This is a genomic window from Pedobacter sp. T50_32 (genome assembly GCF_057652195.1).
In genome coordinates, this window is sequence record NZ_JBYFBY010000003.1 from 117,384 (window position 1) to 136,439 (window position 19,056).

The window sequence follows — 19,056 nt, forward strand, 5'->3', positions numbered from 1 at the left end:
GAAAGCCCTTGCTTATTTAAGCTATTCTGATGCGGACTGCAAAAAACTTCATGGTTCGTGATGATTTAATAATACAAATGTAGAGAAAAAGTTGAAAGTCAAAAATGAAAAATCCAATTTTCGAGTAATTCACTTTAGGATACTAATGCAAGTGAAAATAGATGAATAAAAGAGATTAATTTGTAACGATTTACAATCTCAGTTATCTTAATAAGAAACCCAAAAGCCTTGAACAAACTAACTTTGCATCACATCGAAAAAAGCTATGGTGCTAATACCATTTTAAAATTCGATGAACTAACCATCAGAAATGGTATCCATTGGCTTAAGGGAGGAAACGGTACCGGGAAAACTACACTATTTAGAGTAATTACCGGGCAGACACCGTTTAAAGGACAGGTTATCTTGGATGAAATCAGCCTTCGAGATAATTCTAATCTGTTTCGATCTAAAATTAGCTATGCAGAAGCCGAGCCACAATATCCTCCGTTTATAACTGGAAATGAATTGCTAAATTTCTATAAAGATGTAAGAAAAGCTTCGCCAGAACAATTGAATGAGTTAAGTGATTTGTTTGGTATGACCGAATTTCTTAATCAAAAGGTTGGAGGATATTCGAGTGGGATGTTAAAGAAGCTGTCATTAATTTGTGCGTTTATTGGAGAAATAGATTTTTACATTTTAGATGAGCCTTTAATTACTATAGATGTAGACTCTGCAAACAAACTTTATCAATTAATAACCCAAAAAGCACAGCAGGGCAAGAGCTTTATATTGTCTTCACACCAAGAAATCAATAGCGATAAACTATGCTTAGCCAGTGTTTTCGAAATCAAGAACAAACTAGTGGTACAATGCTAAGGTTACTGAACAGAACGCTAGTAGCTAGTTTTTACCAACAACATGCTGGTTTGTTTTTAGTGGTGCTGTACTTGCTGTTTGGTGCAGTAGAAGGTTCGCAAATTGTTAGTTATCAAAAAGCGTTATTGGTAGCGGTATGTTCGTCGCCAGTTATTTTGCTTTTAGTATTTTTTATTTGGCTGCTTTATGGCATCAAATGCGTTCATTTCATTAATAAAAAGCAAACTGAAGATGCTTATGGTTTTTTACAAACCTTAAATACATTGCCTAAAAGGAAGCAGTACAAATTATGGGCTTACGTATACGGAATGTGCTTTTTACCTATTCTCGTTTATGCTGTTTTAATAGTAGTAATGGCCATTTCAAGCGGATATTTATTTAGTATTATCGCCACGCCAATTTTCTTAAGCGGTCTAATTAGCCTTGCAACCTTATACACCTACCTTCAAGTCAACCACAAGTATAAAATCTCAAAAACCTTTATTGAGTTACCTAATTTTAGCATTCCAAAACCTTATTGGCTTTGGTCTCTTTATCATTTCATTAGCGACCAAAAAATAGCTCTGATTATGGTTAAAGCAATGTCTTTTGTGTTTTTTAAAGCAATTTTATGGGCTTTTGCCGATGTTGGTAACGATATAAAAGTGTACTTAACCGCAATGTTCGCTGTAGTACTTAGTCATGCGGTACTGTTGTTTAATATGGTAAAGTTCGAGGCAAATTATTTAGCTTTCATGGTTCCTCTACCAATCAATAAGTTAACTAATATCAAACATCAAATGATAACACTCGTTATTTTGCTCGTTCCAGAATTATTGATTTATAGTTGGCTTGTAGGTTTTGAAGTTTCCTTTATACTTAGAGCATTGATTTTCGCTATTAGCTCATTACTTTTCTTGAAAGCATTAGTTGTCTTTCTAAAAGCAGATATGGAACGCTACATGAAATGGTTGCTGTTTTACTTTTTCATCACCATGTTAGCTATCTTGGGAAGTTACGATTTGTTATTTAGCGCAGTTTCTATGGCGTTGGCTTTAGGTTATCTGATTTTAAATAGGAGAGATGCGAAAGTGCTGGTTTAACCCATTTCGTCATTGCGAGCTTTGCGAAGCAATCTTTAAAGAAATTACAAACTAAAAGTTTAAGATTGCTTCGTTTCTCACAATGACGTAAATAATCAAATACTATAAGCCTCAATCATTTCTTGCGTAACCTTGCATGAGCGCTGCGTTTTCAAATCAATCATTACGTATTCGAAAATCCCATCCGAAGCTATTTTTCCAGTTTTTTTGTTCACGATCTCAAACTGAACATTGCTGCCTTTTTCGTTCATCTCCAAAATACCAGTTCTAATCAACATCTGGTCGCCCATTTTAAGCGGGCGTTTGAAAGAAATAGTCACTTTAGAAACTACCCAGCCAAAACCCAATTCCTCGAATTTCTCCCAACTCATTCCGTAAAACTTGTCCATTTGCTCGTAACGGGCGGCTAAAACATAGTCTAGATACTTGCTATTGTGCACATGGTTAAACATATCAATATCATCCGGACGGACATTCAACTCACTTTCGAAAATACTATACTGGTTTTGTATCATGGTGCAAAGTTAGTTTTTGTAGCTCAAATTTAGCTTCAAAAGCTATTATTTAAGTAGCTACCGTTTCTCTATTGTCACTATTCTCTGCTTTACCTTCCATAATTATTTCGTTAACTTCTTCCATTTCTCCAGTTTCTAAATCATCAACGCGATCTTCTTGAGTTGTATTAAGTAAATTAATGTGAAACGTACATCCCACAGGGAAATGATCAGAATTAATATCTGGTAAAATGGTTAGTTCGTCTATAAATATTTCTGGACTATGAAATACTAAATCTAATGGAATTCGGAAAATCCAATATTTGGCATGAAAAGTAGAAAGTATGCCTCGTCCAATGCGAGCATCTATTAGTTTGCTGGTTTTTTTGAATAGTAACGATGCTTTTGCCCATGCAACGGTATTAAAATCGCCAGTAACTAATACAGGTAATTTACTGCCTCTAACTCGTTTAGCAATGCTCAGTAAGTCGCCGTCGCGTTCTTTAGATGTAGCTTCTTCTGTAGGCGAAGGTGGTGGTGGGTGCACCCCGAAAAAAACAAATTTATAGCCATCTGGAGTTTCAAATGTAGCTTCTATGCTCGGTATATCGTCAGCTACGAAATAATGTGTAGCTACTTTAATTGGTTCAAATTTGCTGTAAAGGTGCATTCCGTAAGTGTTTTCTAACGGTATTTTCTCACTATATGGATAGTGCCCTTCAATTGTGCTAAGGGCTTTTTCCCAATCTTTATTGCTTTCTACAGTTAATATTATGTCTGGTTGTTCGTTTCTTACTAACTCAATAAATTGCTCGTATTTGTTATTGAATTGGTAAACGTTGCACGAAATAAATTTGATCTGCTTTGAAGAATTTTTACTTTTTTCTTGCCTATTGACACGCCAAAATTTGGTATAACGCATTAAAATAAATGCATGATAAATCAAAAGTAATATTTGTCCAATTAGTAAAATTAATAAGTGCACACTACCATTTATGTAAAAACAAGATAGGGTACAAATTAGCATTTGTAGACAGAACAACTGCAACTTAATTGTGTCTGCAACTCTGAAAATCCAGTGTTGATTAGGTACAAAAGATAGTAAGCTTAGCGTAATTAAAACCCAATGAGTTACGATTAGGGTAGATGTCATATGATTTTTATTTTTTCTTTAACAAGAATAAATTTACAATTGTTTTGGTACAAGAATAGGCATCATTATTTTAGAATTGAAACAAAAAATATTTTAGTTCTTTTGATGTCACATCGTAGTAAATATAGTTACACTTTACTTCATAGAATAATCCATATTCAACAAATAAACGTACTTTTGCATAAATCTTAAGGAGAAAAATAGTGCAATCGTTAGATATACTTATACAAAACCCCAACTTAGTTCAACCATTAAAAGATATCGCCACTAAAGTAAAAGATGGTGTACGAATTAGTTTTGATGAAGGTGTTTACCTTTACGAACACGCAGAGTTGAGTTACTTGGGTACATTGGCCAATTATATTCGTGAACAAAAACACGGCGATAAAACTTATTTCAATAGAAATTTCCATATCGAGCCTACTAATATCTGTGTGTACGATTGTAAATTCTGCTCTTACAGCCGGATGATCAAACAACGCGAAGAAGGTTGGGAGATGGAAGTTGACGGCATGATCGATATCCTTAAGAAATACGACGATGAACCTGTAACTGAAGTACATATTACTGGCGGCGTTGTGCCAAAACAGAATTTGGATTTTTATGCTGATTTTTTCAGAAAAGCAAAAGCACATCGCCCTGACTTACACATTAAAGCCTTAACTCCAGTAGAGTATTACTACATCTTCAAGAAGGCAAAATTAAGCCACTATGATGGGATGAAATACCTTAAAGAAGCTGGACTTGATTCGATGCCAGGAGGCGGTGCTGAGATTTTCCACCCCGAGGTGAGAGAAAAAATTGCCCACGATAAGTGCAATGCCGAACAGTGGTTAGACATTCACGAGCAATCTCACAAATTAGGCATGCGTTCTAATGCTACCATGCTTTATGGCCATATAGAGCAATTTTGGCACAGAGTGGATCACATGGAACGCTTACGTCAGTTGCAAGATAAAACTGGTGGTTTCCAAGCTTTTATTCCATTGAAGTTCAGAAATCAGAATAACCAAATGAGTGATGTAGCGGAAGTTTCTGTAGTAGAAGATTTGCGTAATTACGCCATTGCACGTATCTACATGGATAATTTCGAACACATCAAAGCTTATTGGGCAATGATCAGTAGAGAAACTGCACAATTGAGTTTAAACTTTGGTGTTGATGATATCGATGGTACTTTGGATGATACTACTAAAATCTATTCGATGGCAGGTGCCGAAGAACAAACACCTGCAATGAGCACTAAAGAGTTGGTAGAATTAATCAGAAATGTAAAACGCCAACCAATAGAGCGTGACACTTTGTATAATGTAGTTACCGATTATACCGACTACGTTTTTGAAGGTGATGTAAAACCATCTTACTACAAATTGCCTGTTGTTAACTAGGTCACGACTTTAGATTTACGATTTATTGGCAATACTGATACCTAGCCACTAATTCCTGATCCATTATTATGAAAGAAATATACATCATCCGTCACGGCGAAACAGAACTTAATAGGTTAGGCATAGTACAAGGAAGAGGCGTAAATGCCGACCTAAATGATACTGGAATTGCACAAGCAGCGGCGTTTTTTAATAAATACAATTCAGTTAAGTTTGACAAGATATACACTTCATCCTTAGTAAGAACACACCAAACAGTTAAAGGATTTATAGATTTAGGTTTGGCTTGGGAGCAATTGGATGGTTTAGATGAATTAGCCTGGGGCGAATGGGAAGGAAAACCAAATACCGAAGAAGCTAGGGAAGCTTTTAGAGCGGTGGTTAGAGAATGGCAATTAGGCAACTACGATGCCAAATTTGGTGGAGGCGAAAGTCCGAATGAAGTTGGTGCCCGTATGGCAAAAGCGATGGAGCACATCAAAAAGCAAACTGAAGAAAAATGTATTCTGATTTGCATGCATGGCAGGGCTATGCGTTTAATTCTATGTATGCTATTAGAAAAGCCTTTTAGCGATATGGAAGAATTCCCTCATTCTAATACTACATTATACCGATTGCAATTTGATGGCGACAAGTTTACGTTAGTAGATTCAAACAACATTTCACACTTAGCACAATCATAAATCGTTTTGGAGCAAATCAAAATTTCTGCCGTTTCTTATACCAATACCAAGCCATTTATTTACGGAATAACACATTCTCCTGTTCTAAACCAAATAGATTTAAGCCTAGATATTCCTGCTGATTGCGCTAAAAAACTGATAGAAAACCAAGTAGATATCGGTTTAATCCCCGTGGCAGCCATTCCTTTTGTGCCTAATGCGCAGATTATCAGTTCGTATTGTATAGGTTCTGTTGGTGCGGTAAATTCGGTATTTATTTTTTCAGATGTATCTATAGAAGAAGTTAAAACCGTTAAACTTGATCCTCAATCTCGTACATCGAATAATTTAGCAAAAGTGCTGCTCAAAAACCATTTTAAAGTGGAGGTTGATTTTGTAACAGAGCAATCTGCCGAAACTGATGCCATAGTTTTAATTGGAGATAGAACTTTTGGTCGTAAAGCCGAATTTAAATATGCTTATGATATGGGAGAGGAGTGGATGAAATTTACTGGTCTGCCCTTCATGTATGCCGCTTGGGTAGCGAACACAGCTATTCCAGCAGAATTTCTAAAAGATTTTGATGAAGCTTTGTGTTTAGGCATTCAAAATATCCCAGCGGTAATTAAGGAATTGCCGGTTATTGAGGGCATCGATATCGAGGATTATCTTTTGCACAAGCTTAATTTCAATCTTACGCCAGAAAAACTGGAAGCTAAAGATTCATTTCTACATCTTATTACACAACTATCTTAACGAAAAACATAATTCAATCTACCTATTTCTCTAAGTAAAATTAAAAATTGAATTATATGAACAAAATCTCTACAAAACCTTTTTTTCAAACGTTATCTATCATTTTAACTTTCTTTTTAAGTAGTATTTTCAGTGCTACAGCAAACGGCAGTTCTACGGCAAATTCTAAGGTCGGCCCACCAGTCTTGGTATTGAATTCATTACCTGCCAACTACGATTATGTATCGCCATTTAGTGTAAATTATAACAATGTAAACTTCTTATTTTCTCCATCACAGAATACTATATATGTCGATTTAGTTCCAGATTTAGGTTTTACTGGGCTTTATGCCTCCGATTATTCAGTTCCTTCGACAAGTGGTACAGATCTTACTATTTCAGCACCTGGATATAGCTTTGACTTAAATTCGTTGAGATATTTTATAGATAGAAGAAACAGCGACATCAAGATCACCATTAAACGAATTGACGGTTCAACTAAAACTGATGTTTATCTATTTAATCTACCAGCAGATCAAGTAGGTTCTTTAAGTTCATTCGTAACCCCCGTTGATGATGTAGTAAGTATTAGGATTGTAACAGATCAGTATTTTACAGTTAACGATTTTGACATTACAGACATTAAACCACTACCAACATTACCAGTAGAATTAAATGCATTTAATGTGGCTGCTAACGGTAATCAAGTGGCATTAAATTGGTCAACATTGTCTGAGACGAATAATAACAAATTCCTAATTTACAGAAGTGGTGCAGATAAAAACTTTATCAAAATTGGAGAAAAGCAAGGTGCTGTAAATTCTAGCTCTATTTTAAATTACAGCTTCTACGATAGTAAGCCACTTTTCGGCGATAACTACTACAAGTTGGTACAAGAAGATAAAAATGGAGATCAAAAAGAAGTTGCTATAAAACTATTTAGGTTCGATTTAAAGATTACAACTGTAAGTGTTTATCCTAATCCAGTAATCAACAATGTTAATGTCTCATTTGATGCAAATGAAAAATATAGCAAGTTTATTTTGTGCGATTTGCAAGGAAAAAAACTTCAAGAAGGTACTATTGCGGCAAACGATAGCAATATCAGCTTAAGTTTAAGCAATTACGCTAAAGGAGTTTACTTCATTAAACTTCATAGTGTAAACGGACTAACCACAAAAAAGATCTCGAAACTTTAATTATTAACAGATTTCGGAATGGCTACTTATATCCGTAAGTAGCCATTTTTTTTGCCCTATATTTTAGCGATTTTTAAACCTTAAAAATGCTTTAACATTACAAAGCCATCTGCTCTTTAGTTGCTTAGACATTGAGCAGACGGCCTGTTTCCTTAATTAATTATTATTTTGTTTTTAAACGTTGCTTAGTGATATTGTGCCAACAGGTACTTGATCAAATCAGTGGTAGAAATAATTCCAACAATTTTACCTTCTTCTAGTACTGGCAATGCATGAAACTCAACTTTACTCATGATATCTGCCACTTCTCTAACTGTATAATGTACATCTACCGTAGTTGGGTTATGCACCATTACCTGCTCAGTTCTCAGCATTTCAAATACGGTTTCATCAATATTTTCTTGACCTTCGTAGATATCAGCGAAGCTTAACCTTAAAATATCTGTTTTACTAATAATGCCGACCAGCGTTCTTCCAGATACAATAGGTAAATGCCTAATATTATGATCTTTTAATAACGTGCTGATGTGTTTCAAACTGTCGGTTACATTGGCAGTAACCAAATTTTTGGTCATTATTTCGGAGATTGGCACACGTTGTTTCATATTCGATGTTGTTTAAATTGTTAATCAAATATGACTGTTTTACAGCGTGCTGTTAGTAATGGTAGTCACTAAAAAAGATGATTGTCCTCAGCATATAATGCCACAGATACATGGATTTGTTCATTGCATCTGTGGCTAATTTAACTAAGCGATATGGCTGTAGTAGTCAACACGTTGCATAAAATCGTTCAAATCAAACGGTTTGTTAATGTAACTGTCCGCTTCACATTTAGATTTTACTTTGCTCAAGTGATTGTTTCCCGACATCATCATTACAGGAATGTGATGGGTTCTTAAGTCACGTTTCAATCGAGTACAAATGTCGAGACCATTTGCATCTGGCAAAATTACATCTAGCACAATCATATCTGGTGTATGCTGCTGCATTTCTTTCCAGAAGGTGTTCGCATTTTTACAAACTTTTACATCATAGAGTTCTTCCACTAACAAAAACTCAATAATGTCGGCTATGTTAGCGTTGTCTTCCAACACATAGACACATTTTTTATCTGTTGCTTCCATAACTATAAACTTTAGTTCGATATATAAACGAAACTTGTAAATCAGTGGTTTATGTTATTTATTCACATGTAGAAAGTTATCCACCTTTAAAGAAGTTTAAAAAGCAAGATTGAGTGCAAAAGAAACGGGGACCAAATCATTAAAGATTTAATCCCCGCCATCTAAATTAACGCTCTCTGAATATAAAACAGTAGAAATTTAGTTTTATTGCGTTGCTATAAAATTATTTATCTGAAGATTTCGATTTTTTAGCTACTGTTGGTTTCTCGATAGGCTCTTTCTTTTTAGCTACTGCTTTTTTCTTTACTTCCTCTGTAGAAATTGCTTTTTCTTCTTCTTGCTTTTTAGGAGCAGCTTTCACTTTCGTGGTTGACACACCTGTATCTTTAACAGTTACCTTCTTTTTAGCCGCTGGCTTTTTTGTAGTTTCTTCGGCAGAAGTTACATCTTCCACTTTGGCAGCAACTTTAGACTTTGTAGTTTTAGTCGCTACCTTTTCAGCAGTTTCTTTCTTTTTTGCGACTGGTTTAGTTTCTTCTACTGATATTTCTTCGGCTTTTGCTTTGGCAGATTTTTCAGTAGACGGAGCTGTAGCAAGGTAAGTATCTAAAAGTTGTTGTAAATAAAGGTCTGGTTTAGGCATATTAACTACCGTTCCAGGCTCTCTATCTTGATTTTGTTTAATGTATGCCGATTTGATTTTGCCCCAGTCTTTAGAGTATAATTTGATAAACATTTGCACAAATTCCTCATGCGTATATTTCTTAGGCAATCTACCTAAAACTACTTGTATCTTTTCTTCTTTGCGATGTAAAATTGCCATATTGTATTTTTGAGTCACAAATATAGGAAATACTAATCGGCTGATGAAATGGTGTTAAATTGAGCCGATTAATGATTTTATTTGGCTCATGAATTTGAAATTTATTTTAAATATGATCTTAGAGAAATTCAAGTATTCCATCGTTATTGCCCCTTCGAAAGATGGTATAGGCTATGTAGATAAACTGAAAAACGAATTATATTCAAAAATAGGATGGTATAATGGCAGGAACTCCAAGGCTCACGTTACTATTATTGAATTTACCGCTGATGAAGATGAGTTAGAAAAGGTAGTCGCTGCGCTTAAAAGAATTGCTGGTTATGAAAATCCAATTTGTTTGGGATTTGATGGAGTAGATAGCTATCCGAATGGAGCTGTTTTCCTTAAACCAGATGAAATGACAAGAGTTCCGTTAACAGAATTAATGACCAGAATTCAGAAAAAACTAAATATCAAAAACTCTCATGAAAGTAAAGCTCCGCACATTTCCGTTGGCAGAAAACTAACTGAAGATAATGTTCAAATAGCTTTAGAGATGTTTGCTGATGCCAAGCTCGAAATTAGTTGTGAAAATTTAGTTTTGAGAAAATTTAATCCAGAACGCAAGCAATATGATAAGTTTTCTGATGATTTTAAGTTTTTAGGTTTAGAACCAGAACAAGCTGCACAGCAGCGTTTGTTTTAATTAAGGTTAACACTATTTGACATACTTAAAATTTAAGCTGCTGTAGTTCTTGCAATAACCCAAGTTTTCTAAACCTGATGGAAATGGCAACCCCGAAGTATGAGGGCTATAATGTACAGCAGGACTAACTTTAATAAAAGCGATGGAAATGCTTTTCAAAAAATACAGCATTTTTCCTCTCCACAATCCGATAATTTCTCCACAAAAACTGCTACGCTACGGCGCAAGATGCTATCTTTACACTTTAGTAAATTTTTAAGATTTTGGCCAAAGCAAAAGAAACCGTTACCCCATTAATGCAGCAATACAATACCATTAAGGCGAAATATCCTGGTGCGTTATTGTTATTTAGAGTAGGAGATTTTTACGAAACTTTTGGCGAGGATGCCATTAAAACTTCTCAAATTTTAGGAATTGTACTCACCAAACGTGGCACTGGACCCAATGGTGCATTAGAATTGGCAGGTTTCCCGCATCATTCCTTAGAAAACTACCTTTCTAAATTGGTTAGGGCCGGACAAAGGGTGGCTATTTGCGATCAGTTGGAAGATCCAAAAATGACTAAAACCATTGTAAAACGTGGTGTTACAGAATTGATAACGCCAGGCGTTGCTTACAGTGACAATATTTTAAGCCAAAAATCTAACAATTACCTTGCTGCCGTATACTTTGAAAAGACGAGTATGGGTGTGGCATTTTGCGATATTTCTACAGGCGAATTTTTGGTTGCCCAGGGTAACGCAGAATATATAGACAAACTTTTACAGAGTTTTAAACCAACCGAAGTTGTTTACCAAAAAAGTAAACGTTCGGAGTTTCCTCAGCTATTTGGCGATAAATTTTATACTTTCCACATTGATGACTGGGCATTTACGCAAGATTATGCTACCGAAGTTTTAACTAAACATTTTGAGGTTAATTCTTTAAAAGGATTTGGGGTAGATAAATTGACTGCTGGAATTGTAGCCGCAGGCGTAGTACTTTACTACTTAGGCGAAACCGAACACAGAAACTTACAACATATTACTTCGATTTCTCGTGTAGAGGAAGAAAAGTACATGTGGTTAGATCGTTTTACCATCCGAAATTTAGAATTGGTGAGTTCGCCGCACGACAATGCCGTAACTTTATTTGATGTGCTAGACAACACTTGTACACCAATGGGAGCGAGGCTGTTGCATAAATGGATTATCATGCCATTGAAGGAGCTGAAACCTATTCAGGAGCGTTTAGGTATGGTAGATTTCTTGGTGAAAAATGAAGTGCTAGCAGATGAATTTCTTCAACATATTAAACCTATCGGCGATTTAGAAAGATTGATCTCTAAGGTTGGTTTACAAAAGGCTGGTCCGAGGGAATTGTTGCAACTGAAACGAGCTCTTGGACATATAGAAGACGTACAGAAGTTAGCGGCCAATAGTAAAAATCAATATTTGGAGGTGTTGGCATCGCAGTTAAATCCTTGTACAAATATCAAAGATAAATTAGAACGAGAGTTACAAGCAGATCCTCCAGCTTTATTGGTAAAGGGTAATGTAATTGCCGATGGTGTTGATGAAGAATTGGATAGGTTACGTAAAATAGCATTTGGTGGTAAAGAATTTTTGGTAGAAATTCAACGTCGCGAGATTGAAAATACAGGTATTCCATCATTAAAAATATCTTTTAACAACGTTTTTGGATATTATTTAGAGGTTACGCATACGCATAAAGATAAAGTACCAGAAAGCTGGATCCGTAAGCAAACCTTGGTAAGCGCAGAGCGATACATTACGCCAGAATTAAAGGAGTACGAAGAACAGATTTTAGGTGCTGAAGAGAAAATCCAAGCGATAGAAGTTCGTTTGTATAATGAGTTGATGTACCAAGTGGCGCATTTTATTAAACCGATACAGCTAAATGCTTATTTAATTGCACAATTAGATGTGTTGTTATGCTTTTCGCAGTTGGCAGTTAAGAATTACTATACTAAACCAGAACTCAACAATTCGAAAGAATTAGACATCAAAGGTGGTCGTCACCCAGTAATTGAGAAGCGTTTAGCCGTTGGAGAAGAGTATATTACGAACGATGTGTATCTAGACAACGATACGCAGCAAATCATGATGATTACCGGTCCGAATATGTCGGGTAAGTCGGCTATTTTACGCCAAAGTGCACTGATAGTTTTGATGGCGCAAATGGGTTGTTTCGTGCCTGCAAAATCTGCCACTATTGGTATTGTAGATAAGATTTTCACTAGGGTTGGTGCTTCTGATAATCTTTCGAGTGGAGAAAGTACGTTCATGGTAGAAATGAACGAAACGGCTAGTATCTTAAATAACATCTCTGATAGGAGTTTGATTTTATTAGATGAAATTGGTCGAGGAACAAGTACTTACGATGGTATTTCGATTGCTTGGGCTATTGCAGAGTATTTGCACGAGCACCCAACGGCTAGACCAAAAACCTTGTTTGCTACACACTACCATGAATTAAACGACTTGGAAAATACAATGAGCCGTATTAAGAACTTTAATGTAACCAGTAAAGAACTACAGAACAAGATTATTTTCTTACGTAAGTTGGTTCCGGGAGGTAGTGAGCATAGTTTTGGTATACATGTGGCTAAAATGGCGGGTATGCCAGCAAAGCTGATAGGAAGGGCAAATGAAATATTAAAACGCTTGGAAATAGACCGTACCGAAGGACAAAGCGTTAAAGATAGTATCAAGAAAGTTCAAAATCAGGCTTATCAGCTACAGATGTTTGCTATTGATGACCCTGTGTTGGTTAAAATACGCGACTCGCTGAATAACTTAGATGTGAATACGCTAACTCCTGTAGAGGCGTTATTAAAACTAGACGAAATTCAAAGGTTGATAAAGAATTAGGTTTTAGCCTCGCAATAACATTTTGGACGTAAGTAAAATGGCAAAAACACTACGTAAATGTGAAAACGGACATGAGTACTATAAAAGTAGCGACTGCCCAATTTGTCCTATTTGTGAAATAGCGCAAAAGCCAAATGAAGGTTTTCTTGCAGAATTATCGGCGACTGCACGAAGGGCTTTGGAAGGAGCCAGTATTGAAACTTTAGAAAAGCTTTCCAGCTATACAGAGAAAGAAATCTTAAAGCTTCATGGTATGGGAAAAGCTAGTTTGCCGAAGCTAAGACAGTTATTAGCAACCGAGGGATTAACTTTTAAACAGTAAATATGGTAGCAGTTAGACGAAGTTATTTATTATGGATTTGTGTGATTTTCTTGTCGATATTGGCATCCTGCGGTAGCAGAAAAAGCACCAGCAATACTAAAGCCGCCCGTGCTGCAGATGCAATGGCCAATTTGAAAAGCAAACCGCTTTATCGTTTCATTAACAATTGGACTGGTGTTAAATACAAGCTTGGTGGCTTAGATAAAAGTGGGATAGATTGCTCTGGTTTTGCGTTATTGTTGCAAAAAGATATCTACGGCAAATCGTTGCCACGTAGATCGAGGGATCAAGCAGATGCGGTAAAAAAACGTAGCTACAATAATTTAAAAGAAGGAGATCTGATATTCTTTTCTTTTGGAGGTAGAGAGGTAGATCACGTTGGTGTTTATTTAAATGGTGATTTCTTTGTGCATGCCTCAACTACTAGGGGCGTAATTGTTGATGATTTGACTTTGCCTGTGTACCAAAGAGCCATTGTTAAAACAGGAACAATGAATTAGTTGTTTGTTTTAACTGAGCAGGTCATCCCAAATTACAGAAATCTAAACTTTTAATAGATGAAAAGATACATCGTAACAATTCTATTAATCTTAGCAGCTTATAATGTTAATGCACAAGTTAAATTGCTAACTTTAAATGAATTAGAACAAAGAGTGGCCAAGGGGAAGGACACTACCTATGTAGTAAATTTTTGGGCAACTTGGTGCGGGCCATGTGTAGAGGAACTGCCTTATTTTGAAAGACTGACCAGCGAAAATGCGAAAAAGCCATTCAAAGTGATATTGATGAGCCTAGATTTTAAATCGAAGTTAAAGACGGATGTAGCACCTTTTGTCACTAAGCACAAGTTAAAGTCGGAAGTTTTTGTAGTGAATGAAATGGATCAACAGAAATTTATTGACCGAGTAGACAAGAATTGGTCTGGTGCTTTACCAGCAACTTTAATAATGAACACGGATAAGAAGGTGAGGTCATTTTACGAAAAAGCATTCACCTACGAAGAACTTGTTAAAACCATTTCAACAGCAGTTAAACCTTTAATAGTTAATTAAACCCTAATCGAAATGAAAAAGTTAATATTGGCATGCCTAACCTTATTTGTGGTTACTGCCGTAAATGCTCAAAATCAAACTGGTTACCAGGTTGGCGATTTAGCTTCAGATTTTAATTTGAAAAATGTAGACGGTAAAAATGTTTCTTTAGCAAACTACAAAAATGCTAAGGGTTACATTGTGATATTTACGTGCAACACTTGTCCAGTTTCTAAAGCTTATGAGAGCCGTAAAGAAGAATTGAACAAAATGTACGCTTCAAAGGGCTATCCAGTAGTAGCTATCAATACAAATGATCCGGTGGCTTCTCCCGGAGACACTTATGAAAAAATGCAGGAACGAGCTAAAGAGAAGAATTTCAGCTTTGCGTATTTACTAGATCCTGACCATGTTTATACCAAAAAATACGGCGCCATGCGTACACCTCACGTTTTTGTATTGCAAAAAACCGCTAAAGGTAACGAAATAGCGTATATAGGAGCTATTGATAACGACCAACAATTAGCTAATCCGCAAAGGGATAATTATGTACAAAATGCAGTAAATCAATTACTAAAAGGAGAGAAGCCAAGTGTAGCCTCTACCAAAGCAATTGGTTGCACCATAAAATGGAAAAAAGAAGTTAGCAAGTAGTTAAGATATTCTCGATAGGAAGCCTCAGCAATATTTGTTGAGGCTTTTTTATTGTTTAAGTACCAATGTTGCTCTAATTCTGTCATTGTTAGAAACCTCGTTCACAAAGTTTTCGAAGGCTTCATATTCTTCGGCCTTAAACTGGCCATCTTTCATTTCTAGTTTTCTGTAGTACAGTAATTGGCCATCTTTCATTTTTATAGACAACTCATACTGTCCAAACTTGTTATCTATTTTTACTTCTTTAGGGATAACTATTGGAACAATGTTTTCATCAAGCTTAAAACTGATGCTATCAATATCTACATAACCACGCTTTAAATCTAAAGGCAAAAATCTATTTCGCACAGCTGGAACAGATCGTTTTACATTAAATAAATTGGGTGTAAATACTATTTTTCCATTGTTGATAGCCGCATAATTACCAACTTCAACAGCTAGTTGCTCTATAAATTTCGCTTGTTCCGTATCAACATCAAAAGCCATCGAAGTAAACTCAATATTGTTGATGTCGTACAAATACTTTAATTGCTTTTCTCTTTCCGTAGGCGATTTTTTAAGCAAAAAGTAATGGTTGTCGAATTGAGATCCAGTAAACTTTGTTTCAATTTTACCAGAAATCGCTCCGTTTTTTGATAGAGAAAGTTCTCCTGTACGTAACTGGACACTTTTTGCGGCTTCAAATTTTGGGGTTTTCATTAATTTTCCACCTTCTTTGGTACAAGCTAAAACCCATCTGTCGTCTGTAAATGAACCTAAATAACCAAAAGGCGTATCTTGGCTAGTGCATTCTAACCAAGTTGGTTCACCGTTTAATGGTAAGCACAAAATAACGTGGTTTCCTTGTTCCATACTCGCAAAAGAAGGCATCAAATCTGTCTTTTCATCGCCTGCTTCAACCACGCAATAATAAGACTCAATACCAGCAACTTCTAAAAGCGCCATCATATAATTCACCAGCGCTTTACAATCTCCGTAGCCTAATCTATCCACATCGGTAGCTTTTACTGGCTGAAAGCCACCGATACCAATTTGTACGCTGATGTAACGTGTTTTCTTCTGAAAGTGCTCATAAATCTTTTTTGCTTTAGCTCTGTCGCTTGTTTCGTCTTTTACCAAATCTTTAATCGCCTGAACTGTCTCCATCGGCAAAGCTCGTCTGTCTTTCAGCAAATAATCGTAGCTCAGCTTGCCTAAACCTTGCCAATCAGTATATGTACCCTTAAAATTGTAGTAACTAAAATTTACAGGGGCAATTTTGATAGATGGAAAATAAATATCAGGATTAGGTGCGTAAGGTTCATGTTTTAACGCATTAATGTTCTCTACCTGCCAAAGTATTGCTTTTTGCTTTTCTACGTTCAGTTCCTCCTCTGTTCCTTTGTAGTTTTTGGCGTTAACTCTAATTTGATCTGCTGGATTGCTGATAAACTGATAGCTGCTTTTCTCTACCGAAACATCGAAACCTGGAACTGGTCGCCACTCTGGAATAATTAGATTTTGCTTGTTCCTAATTTCATAATGGTAAACTATGGTGTACGGGTATGAATTAATTTGCGGGATATAATATTTAACTCTGCTATCTTCGAATAAAGAGAAGTCATTGATGGCACTTTCATCTTTGAAATTGTTTAAAGAAAACTTGCTGACTTGTTTCCCAAACTCATCGTAAATTTCGCTTCTAACAGATCTAATAGCCGTGTTTTTATCGTAAAACAATACCAGCTGCCCATGTTTATCTCCGTTTTTATTAAATACTGTAACTGCTTTATCAACACTAAGCAGTACATTTTCTGGCGAGCGCATATCAATTGTTGTTTTACTGTCTCTTATAACAGCATGTGCTCGGTTTTTTAAGGCAACAGGTATATTTTCTATCGTATAGTTTTGAGCTTTAGCAGCACTTATCGTAAGCAGCAATGCCCATACAAAGTGAAATCTCTTCATTAGTTGTTTTTTGCAATTAATACATCCGCTTTTTGTGCTTGTATCACTCTGTTATAAAACTCTTTTAGGTAATGATATTCTTCTGAAGTATAAATAGCTTTACTAAACAATAAATGTTGATTGATTAACAGGTTGTTGTCTATCAAGGTCGTCTTTAAGATATATTTACCACCTTGATTAGGAAGTGCAATAGATAAGTCTTTAGGTTGTTCCTTCAAAACATAATTTTCTGGCATCACCAAATTAATTGAAATTCTTTCTTCACTTGCTGCGCCCAAATCAACCGGATAGTTTCTCTCACTTAACTTAAAAGGGTTTTTTCTAACAGGGTTGATAAAAAATGGATTGAAATTCGTAGCATTTTGCTCAGCATCGGCGATGGTAAGCTCTACTTCATATTCCTCTATTAATGCATTTTCTACACTATCAAGGTTCTTTATCTTATAATTTTTGATTTTGATATTCTTTAAACGTTCATCTAATTTTTCAACATATTCATCTACAGACGTATATTTTTTGATGTCCTTTCTAGTATTAAGCGCATTAAAACCAAAAGCCATCGTCGTAATTGTTCCCGTAATTTTGCCATCCTCGGACATTTTACCAATTAAGCTGTGTGCAGTGGCACTTTTTTTGGCTGCTTTTAAATCAATCCAATACGAAGGTTTTTTAAGATTAATAACTCTACCTTGATCGTTAATACACCTTAATGGAAGTAACCCGAACGGCAACAACGGCTCAGAAGCGTCTAATAGATAGCTCTCTTGGCCAATGTTAACCTTAGCAATTACATAATTAAAATCGCTCATAATAGGGTAGAGCTTATTCGGCGTTCCATTATCTCTGGTAGAAAGAATAACAGCTTCTACATCTAAATCGGCAGCAGAAAGCGCAGAAATTAACGCAAAATTGATATCAGCAACATTACCACTTCTTCTATCAACTACTTCTTTTACACTGGTTTCGCTGTATTTTCCATAGTAGTTATTCCATCTTATCTGCTTTTTAATGTATTCGAATATCGTCTTTGCTTTATCAAGATCGTTAGTGGCATTTGAGGTAAGGCTAGGTAAAATGCTTTTAAAAACATCTTTCCGTTTCATTTGGCCGCCAAAATCTCTATTGCTGGTGAGCTCGTAATCTATATCTCGCCAACTTTTGGTATATTTCTGACTAGATCCATTTAAATAGAAAACTTCTTCTAGTTCAAAGTAAACGGCAGATTTATAGTTGGTTGGAGCAGTCATGTAATCTTCTTCGATAAATGCTGGCAAGTTCTTCATCGTATAGGTAAGCTTAGAGCAATCCATTTCTTTGCCTGCTACACGTAAACATTCTCGGCTCAGTTCTGCCTTGGTATCTGTGAGCTTGTAAAAACCTCTTAAAGAAACATTATATCGATAATTTGCAGGAATATATGCAACATAAGTACTGTTTACCTTAGGAATATCTGATTGAAAATGCCAAGTTTTAAAGTTGAACAAAAAAGGTGTTTCTATTCTGTAACTATATTCTATGATAGAATTTTCTTTCAAATTAGGCAAGGTGAACTTGGCAAGCGCTAAATATTTCGATTTTTCTTCTTGAAAAACGGCTTTATTCGACATTGTCGTTTCATCCATTCTTCCGTTTTGGTAATTAAATGTAGAAGCTTTGACTTCTGATATAGTTTCGTGATCGTTGTTTCCGGTTCCGCTTTTGTAAAGAGGTACAATTATATTTGCAGCACTAAAACCTTCCTTATTAAAGATCTTAATACGAGCGTGGTATTCGTGCACCAACCTCATCTGGCCAGTTTCCGAATCGAAACTGAAACGGGTAGACCCAGCTTCATTAAGATATACTGCATTAGCATTACTATCTAGCTGCTTTCTGTCGAAAGTACGGTCGTTATCCGACAATTCTCCGAAAGTAAAACTTTGAGCGCTTGCACAAATGGGAGAGAGTAATAAAGCGAAAATTAAGATCCTTAACATTGAAAATAGTTTGATACTGCAATATATCCAACAATTAGAATAAA

General features: G+C 35.8%; 19 protein-coding genes. 12 read left to right on the forward strand and 7 right to left on the reverse strand.

From position 1 onward, the window contains the following. Positions 1-228: 228 nt before the first annotated feature. Positions 229-861: an ATP-binding cassette domain-containing protein gene (locus AC23ME_RS11210; RefSeq protein WP_487727858.1), complete on the forward strand. Its 633-nt coding sequence runs from the start codon at positions 229-231 to the stop codon at positions 859-861. Further along, positions 855-1,943 carry a hypothetical protein gene (locus AC23ME_RS11215; RefSeq protein WP_487727859.1) on the forward strand — a complete coding sequence of 363 codons (1,089 nt, stop codon included), beginning with the start codon at positions 855-857 and terminating at the stop codon, positions 1,941-1,943. The genes AC23ME_RS11210 and AC23ME_RS11215 overlap by 7 nt, the downstream gene beginning before the upstream one ends. Positions 1,944-2,038: 95 nt before the next feature. Here the strand turns inward: AC23ME_RS11215 and AC23ME_RS11220 are convergent, their stop codons facing one another. Both AC23ME_RS11220 and AC23ME_RS11225 read right to left on the reverse strand, forming a co-directional pair. Further along, positions 2,039-2,458, reverse strand: a complete 420-nt coding sequence (locus tag AC23ME_RS11220; RefSeq protein WP_487727860.1) for an acyl-CoA thioesterase — start codon at positions 2,456-2,458, stop codon at positions 2,039-2,041. 49 nt (positions 2,459-2,507) lie between these two features. Beyond that, the gene (locus AC23ME_RS11225; RefSeq protein ID WP_487727861.1) at positions 2,508-3,359 is read right to left on the reverse strand and encodes an endonuclease/exonuclease/phosphatase family protein; all 852 of its coding nucleotides are present in this window, start codon (positions 3,357-3,359) and stop codon (positions 2,508-2,510) included. A 434-nt stretch (positions 3,360-3,793) separates the two neighbouring features. Between AC23ME_RS11225 and mqnE the strand changes: the two genes are divergently transcribed. From mqnE to AC23ME_RS11245, 4 genes are all read left to right on the forward strand, one after another. Continuing rightward, entirely contained in the window at positions 3,794-4,978 is a 1,185-nt protein-coding gene (gene mqnE, locus AC23ME_RS11230) for an aminofutalosine synthase MqnE (protein WP_487727862.1), read from the forward strand. Between the two features lie 68 nt (positions 4,979-5,046). Beyond that, complete coding sequence (locus AC23ME_RS11235; RefSeq protein WP_487727863.1) at positions 5,047-5,661, forward strand: histidine phosphatase family protein; 615 nt, start codon at positions 5,047-5,049, stop codon at positions 5,659-5,661. 6 nt (positions 5,662-5,667) lie between these two features. Then, complete coding sequence (locus AC23ME_RS11240) at positions 5,668-6,396, forward strand: menaquinone biosynthetic enzyme MqnA/MqnD family protein (RefSeq protein ID WP_487727864.1); 729 nt, start codon at positions 5,668-5,670, stop codon at positions 6,394-6,396. Between the two features lie 56 nt (positions 6,397-6,452). Continuing rightward, positions 6,453-7,574, forward strand: coding sequence for a T9SS type A sorting domain-containing protein (locus AC23ME_RS11245; protein ID WP_487727865.1), 1,122 nt, complete (start codon positions 6,453-6,455; stop codon positions 7,572-7,574). Between the two features lie 185 nt (positions 7,575-7,759). Here AC23ME_RS11245 and AC23ME_RS11250 read toward each other — a convergent pair whose 3' ends face one another. From AC23ME_RS11250 to AC23ME_RS11260, 3 genes are all read right to left on the reverse strand, one after another. Further along, a complete protein-coding gene (locus AC23ME_RS11250) occupies positions 7,760-8,179 on the reverse strand; it encodes a CBS domain-containing protein (protein WP_487727866.1) in 420 nt (139 codons plus the stop codon). Between the two features lie 144 nt (positions 8,180-8,323). Further along, positions 8,324-8,701 carry a response regulator gene (locus tag AC23ME_RS11255; protein WP_487727867.1) on the reverse strand — a complete coding sequence of 126 codons (378 nt, stop codon included), beginning with the start codon at positions 8,699-8,701 and terminating at the stop codon, positions 8,324-8,326. Positions 8,702-8,924: 223 nt separating this feature from the next. Beyond that, positions 8,925-9,524 (reverse strand): hypothetical protein, encoded by a 600-nt coding sequence (locus tag AC23ME_RS11260; RefSeq protein WP_487727868.1) that lies wholly within the window; start codon positions 9,522-9,524, stop codon positions 8,925-8,927. 112 nt (positions 9,525-9,636) lie between these two features. On the opposite strand from AC23ME_RS11260, the gene AC23ME_RS11265 reads away from it, so the two are divergent. The 6 genes from AC23ME_RS11265 (at position 9,637) to AC23ME_RS11290 (ending at position 15,089) form a co-directional block, all read left to right on the forward strand. Continuing rightward, positions 9,637-10,209 carry a 2'-5' RNA ligase family protein gene (locus AC23ME_RS11265; RefSeq protein WP_487727869.1) on the forward strand — a complete coding sequence of 191 codons (573 nt, stop codon included), beginning with the start codon at positions 9,637-9,639 and terminating at the stop codon, positions 10,207-10,209. A 263-nt stretch (positions 10,210-10,472) separates the two neighbouring features. Next, a complete protein-coding gene (mutS, locus tag AC23ME_RS11270; protein ID WP_487727870.1) occupies positions 10,473-13,082 on the forward strand; it encodes a DNA mismatch repair protein MutS in 2,610 nt (869 codons plus the stop codon). A 37-nt stretch (positions 13,083-13,119) separates the two neighbouring features. Beyond that, a complete protein-coding gene (locus tag AC23ME_RS11275) occupies positions 13,120-13,404 on the forward strand; it encodes an RNA polymerase alpha subunit C-terminal domain-containing protein (RefSeq protein ID WP_487727871.1) in 285 nt (94 codons plus the stop codon). 2 nt (positions 13,405-13,406) lie between these two features. Beyond that, positions 13,407-13,904, forward strand: a complete 498-nt coding sequence (locus AC23ME_RS11280) for a C40 family peptidase (protein WP_487727872.1) — start codon at positions 13,407-13,409, stop codon at positions 13,902-13,904. A gap of 57 nt (positions 13,905-13,961) precedes the next feature. Further along, on the forward strand, positions 13,962-14,456 hold the full coding sequence (locus AC23ME_RS11285) for a TlpA disulfide reductase family protein (protein WP_487727873.1): 495 nt from the start codon (positions 13,962-13,964) through the stop codon (positions 14,454-14,456). A 12-nt stretch (positions 14,457-14,468) separates the two neighbouring features. Continuing rightward, a complete protein-coding gene (locus tag AC23ME_RS11290) occupies positions 14,469-15,089 on the forward strand; it encodes a thioredoxin family protein (protein ID WP_487727874.1) in 621 nt (206 codons plus the stop codon). A 48-nt stretch (positions 15,090-15,137) separates the two neighbouring features. Here AC23ME_RS11290 and AC23ME_RS11295 read toward each other — a convergent pair whose 3' ends face one another. Next, complete coding sequence (locus AC23ME_RS11295; RefSeq protein WP_487727875.1) at positions 15,138-17,036, reverse strand: DUF3858 domain-containing protein; 1,899 nt, start codon at positions 17,034-17,036, stop codon at positions 15,138-15,140. Further along, positions 17,036-19,012, reverse strand: a complete 1,977-nt coding sequence (locus AC23ME_RS11300; RefSeq protein ID WP_487727876.1) for a DUF3858 domain-containing protein — start codon at positions 19,010-19,012, stop codon at positions 17,036-17,038. The genes AC23ME_RS11295 and AC23ME_RS11300 overlap by 1 nt, the downstream gene beginning before the upstream one ends. Positions 19,013-19,056: the final 44 nt, after the last annotated feature.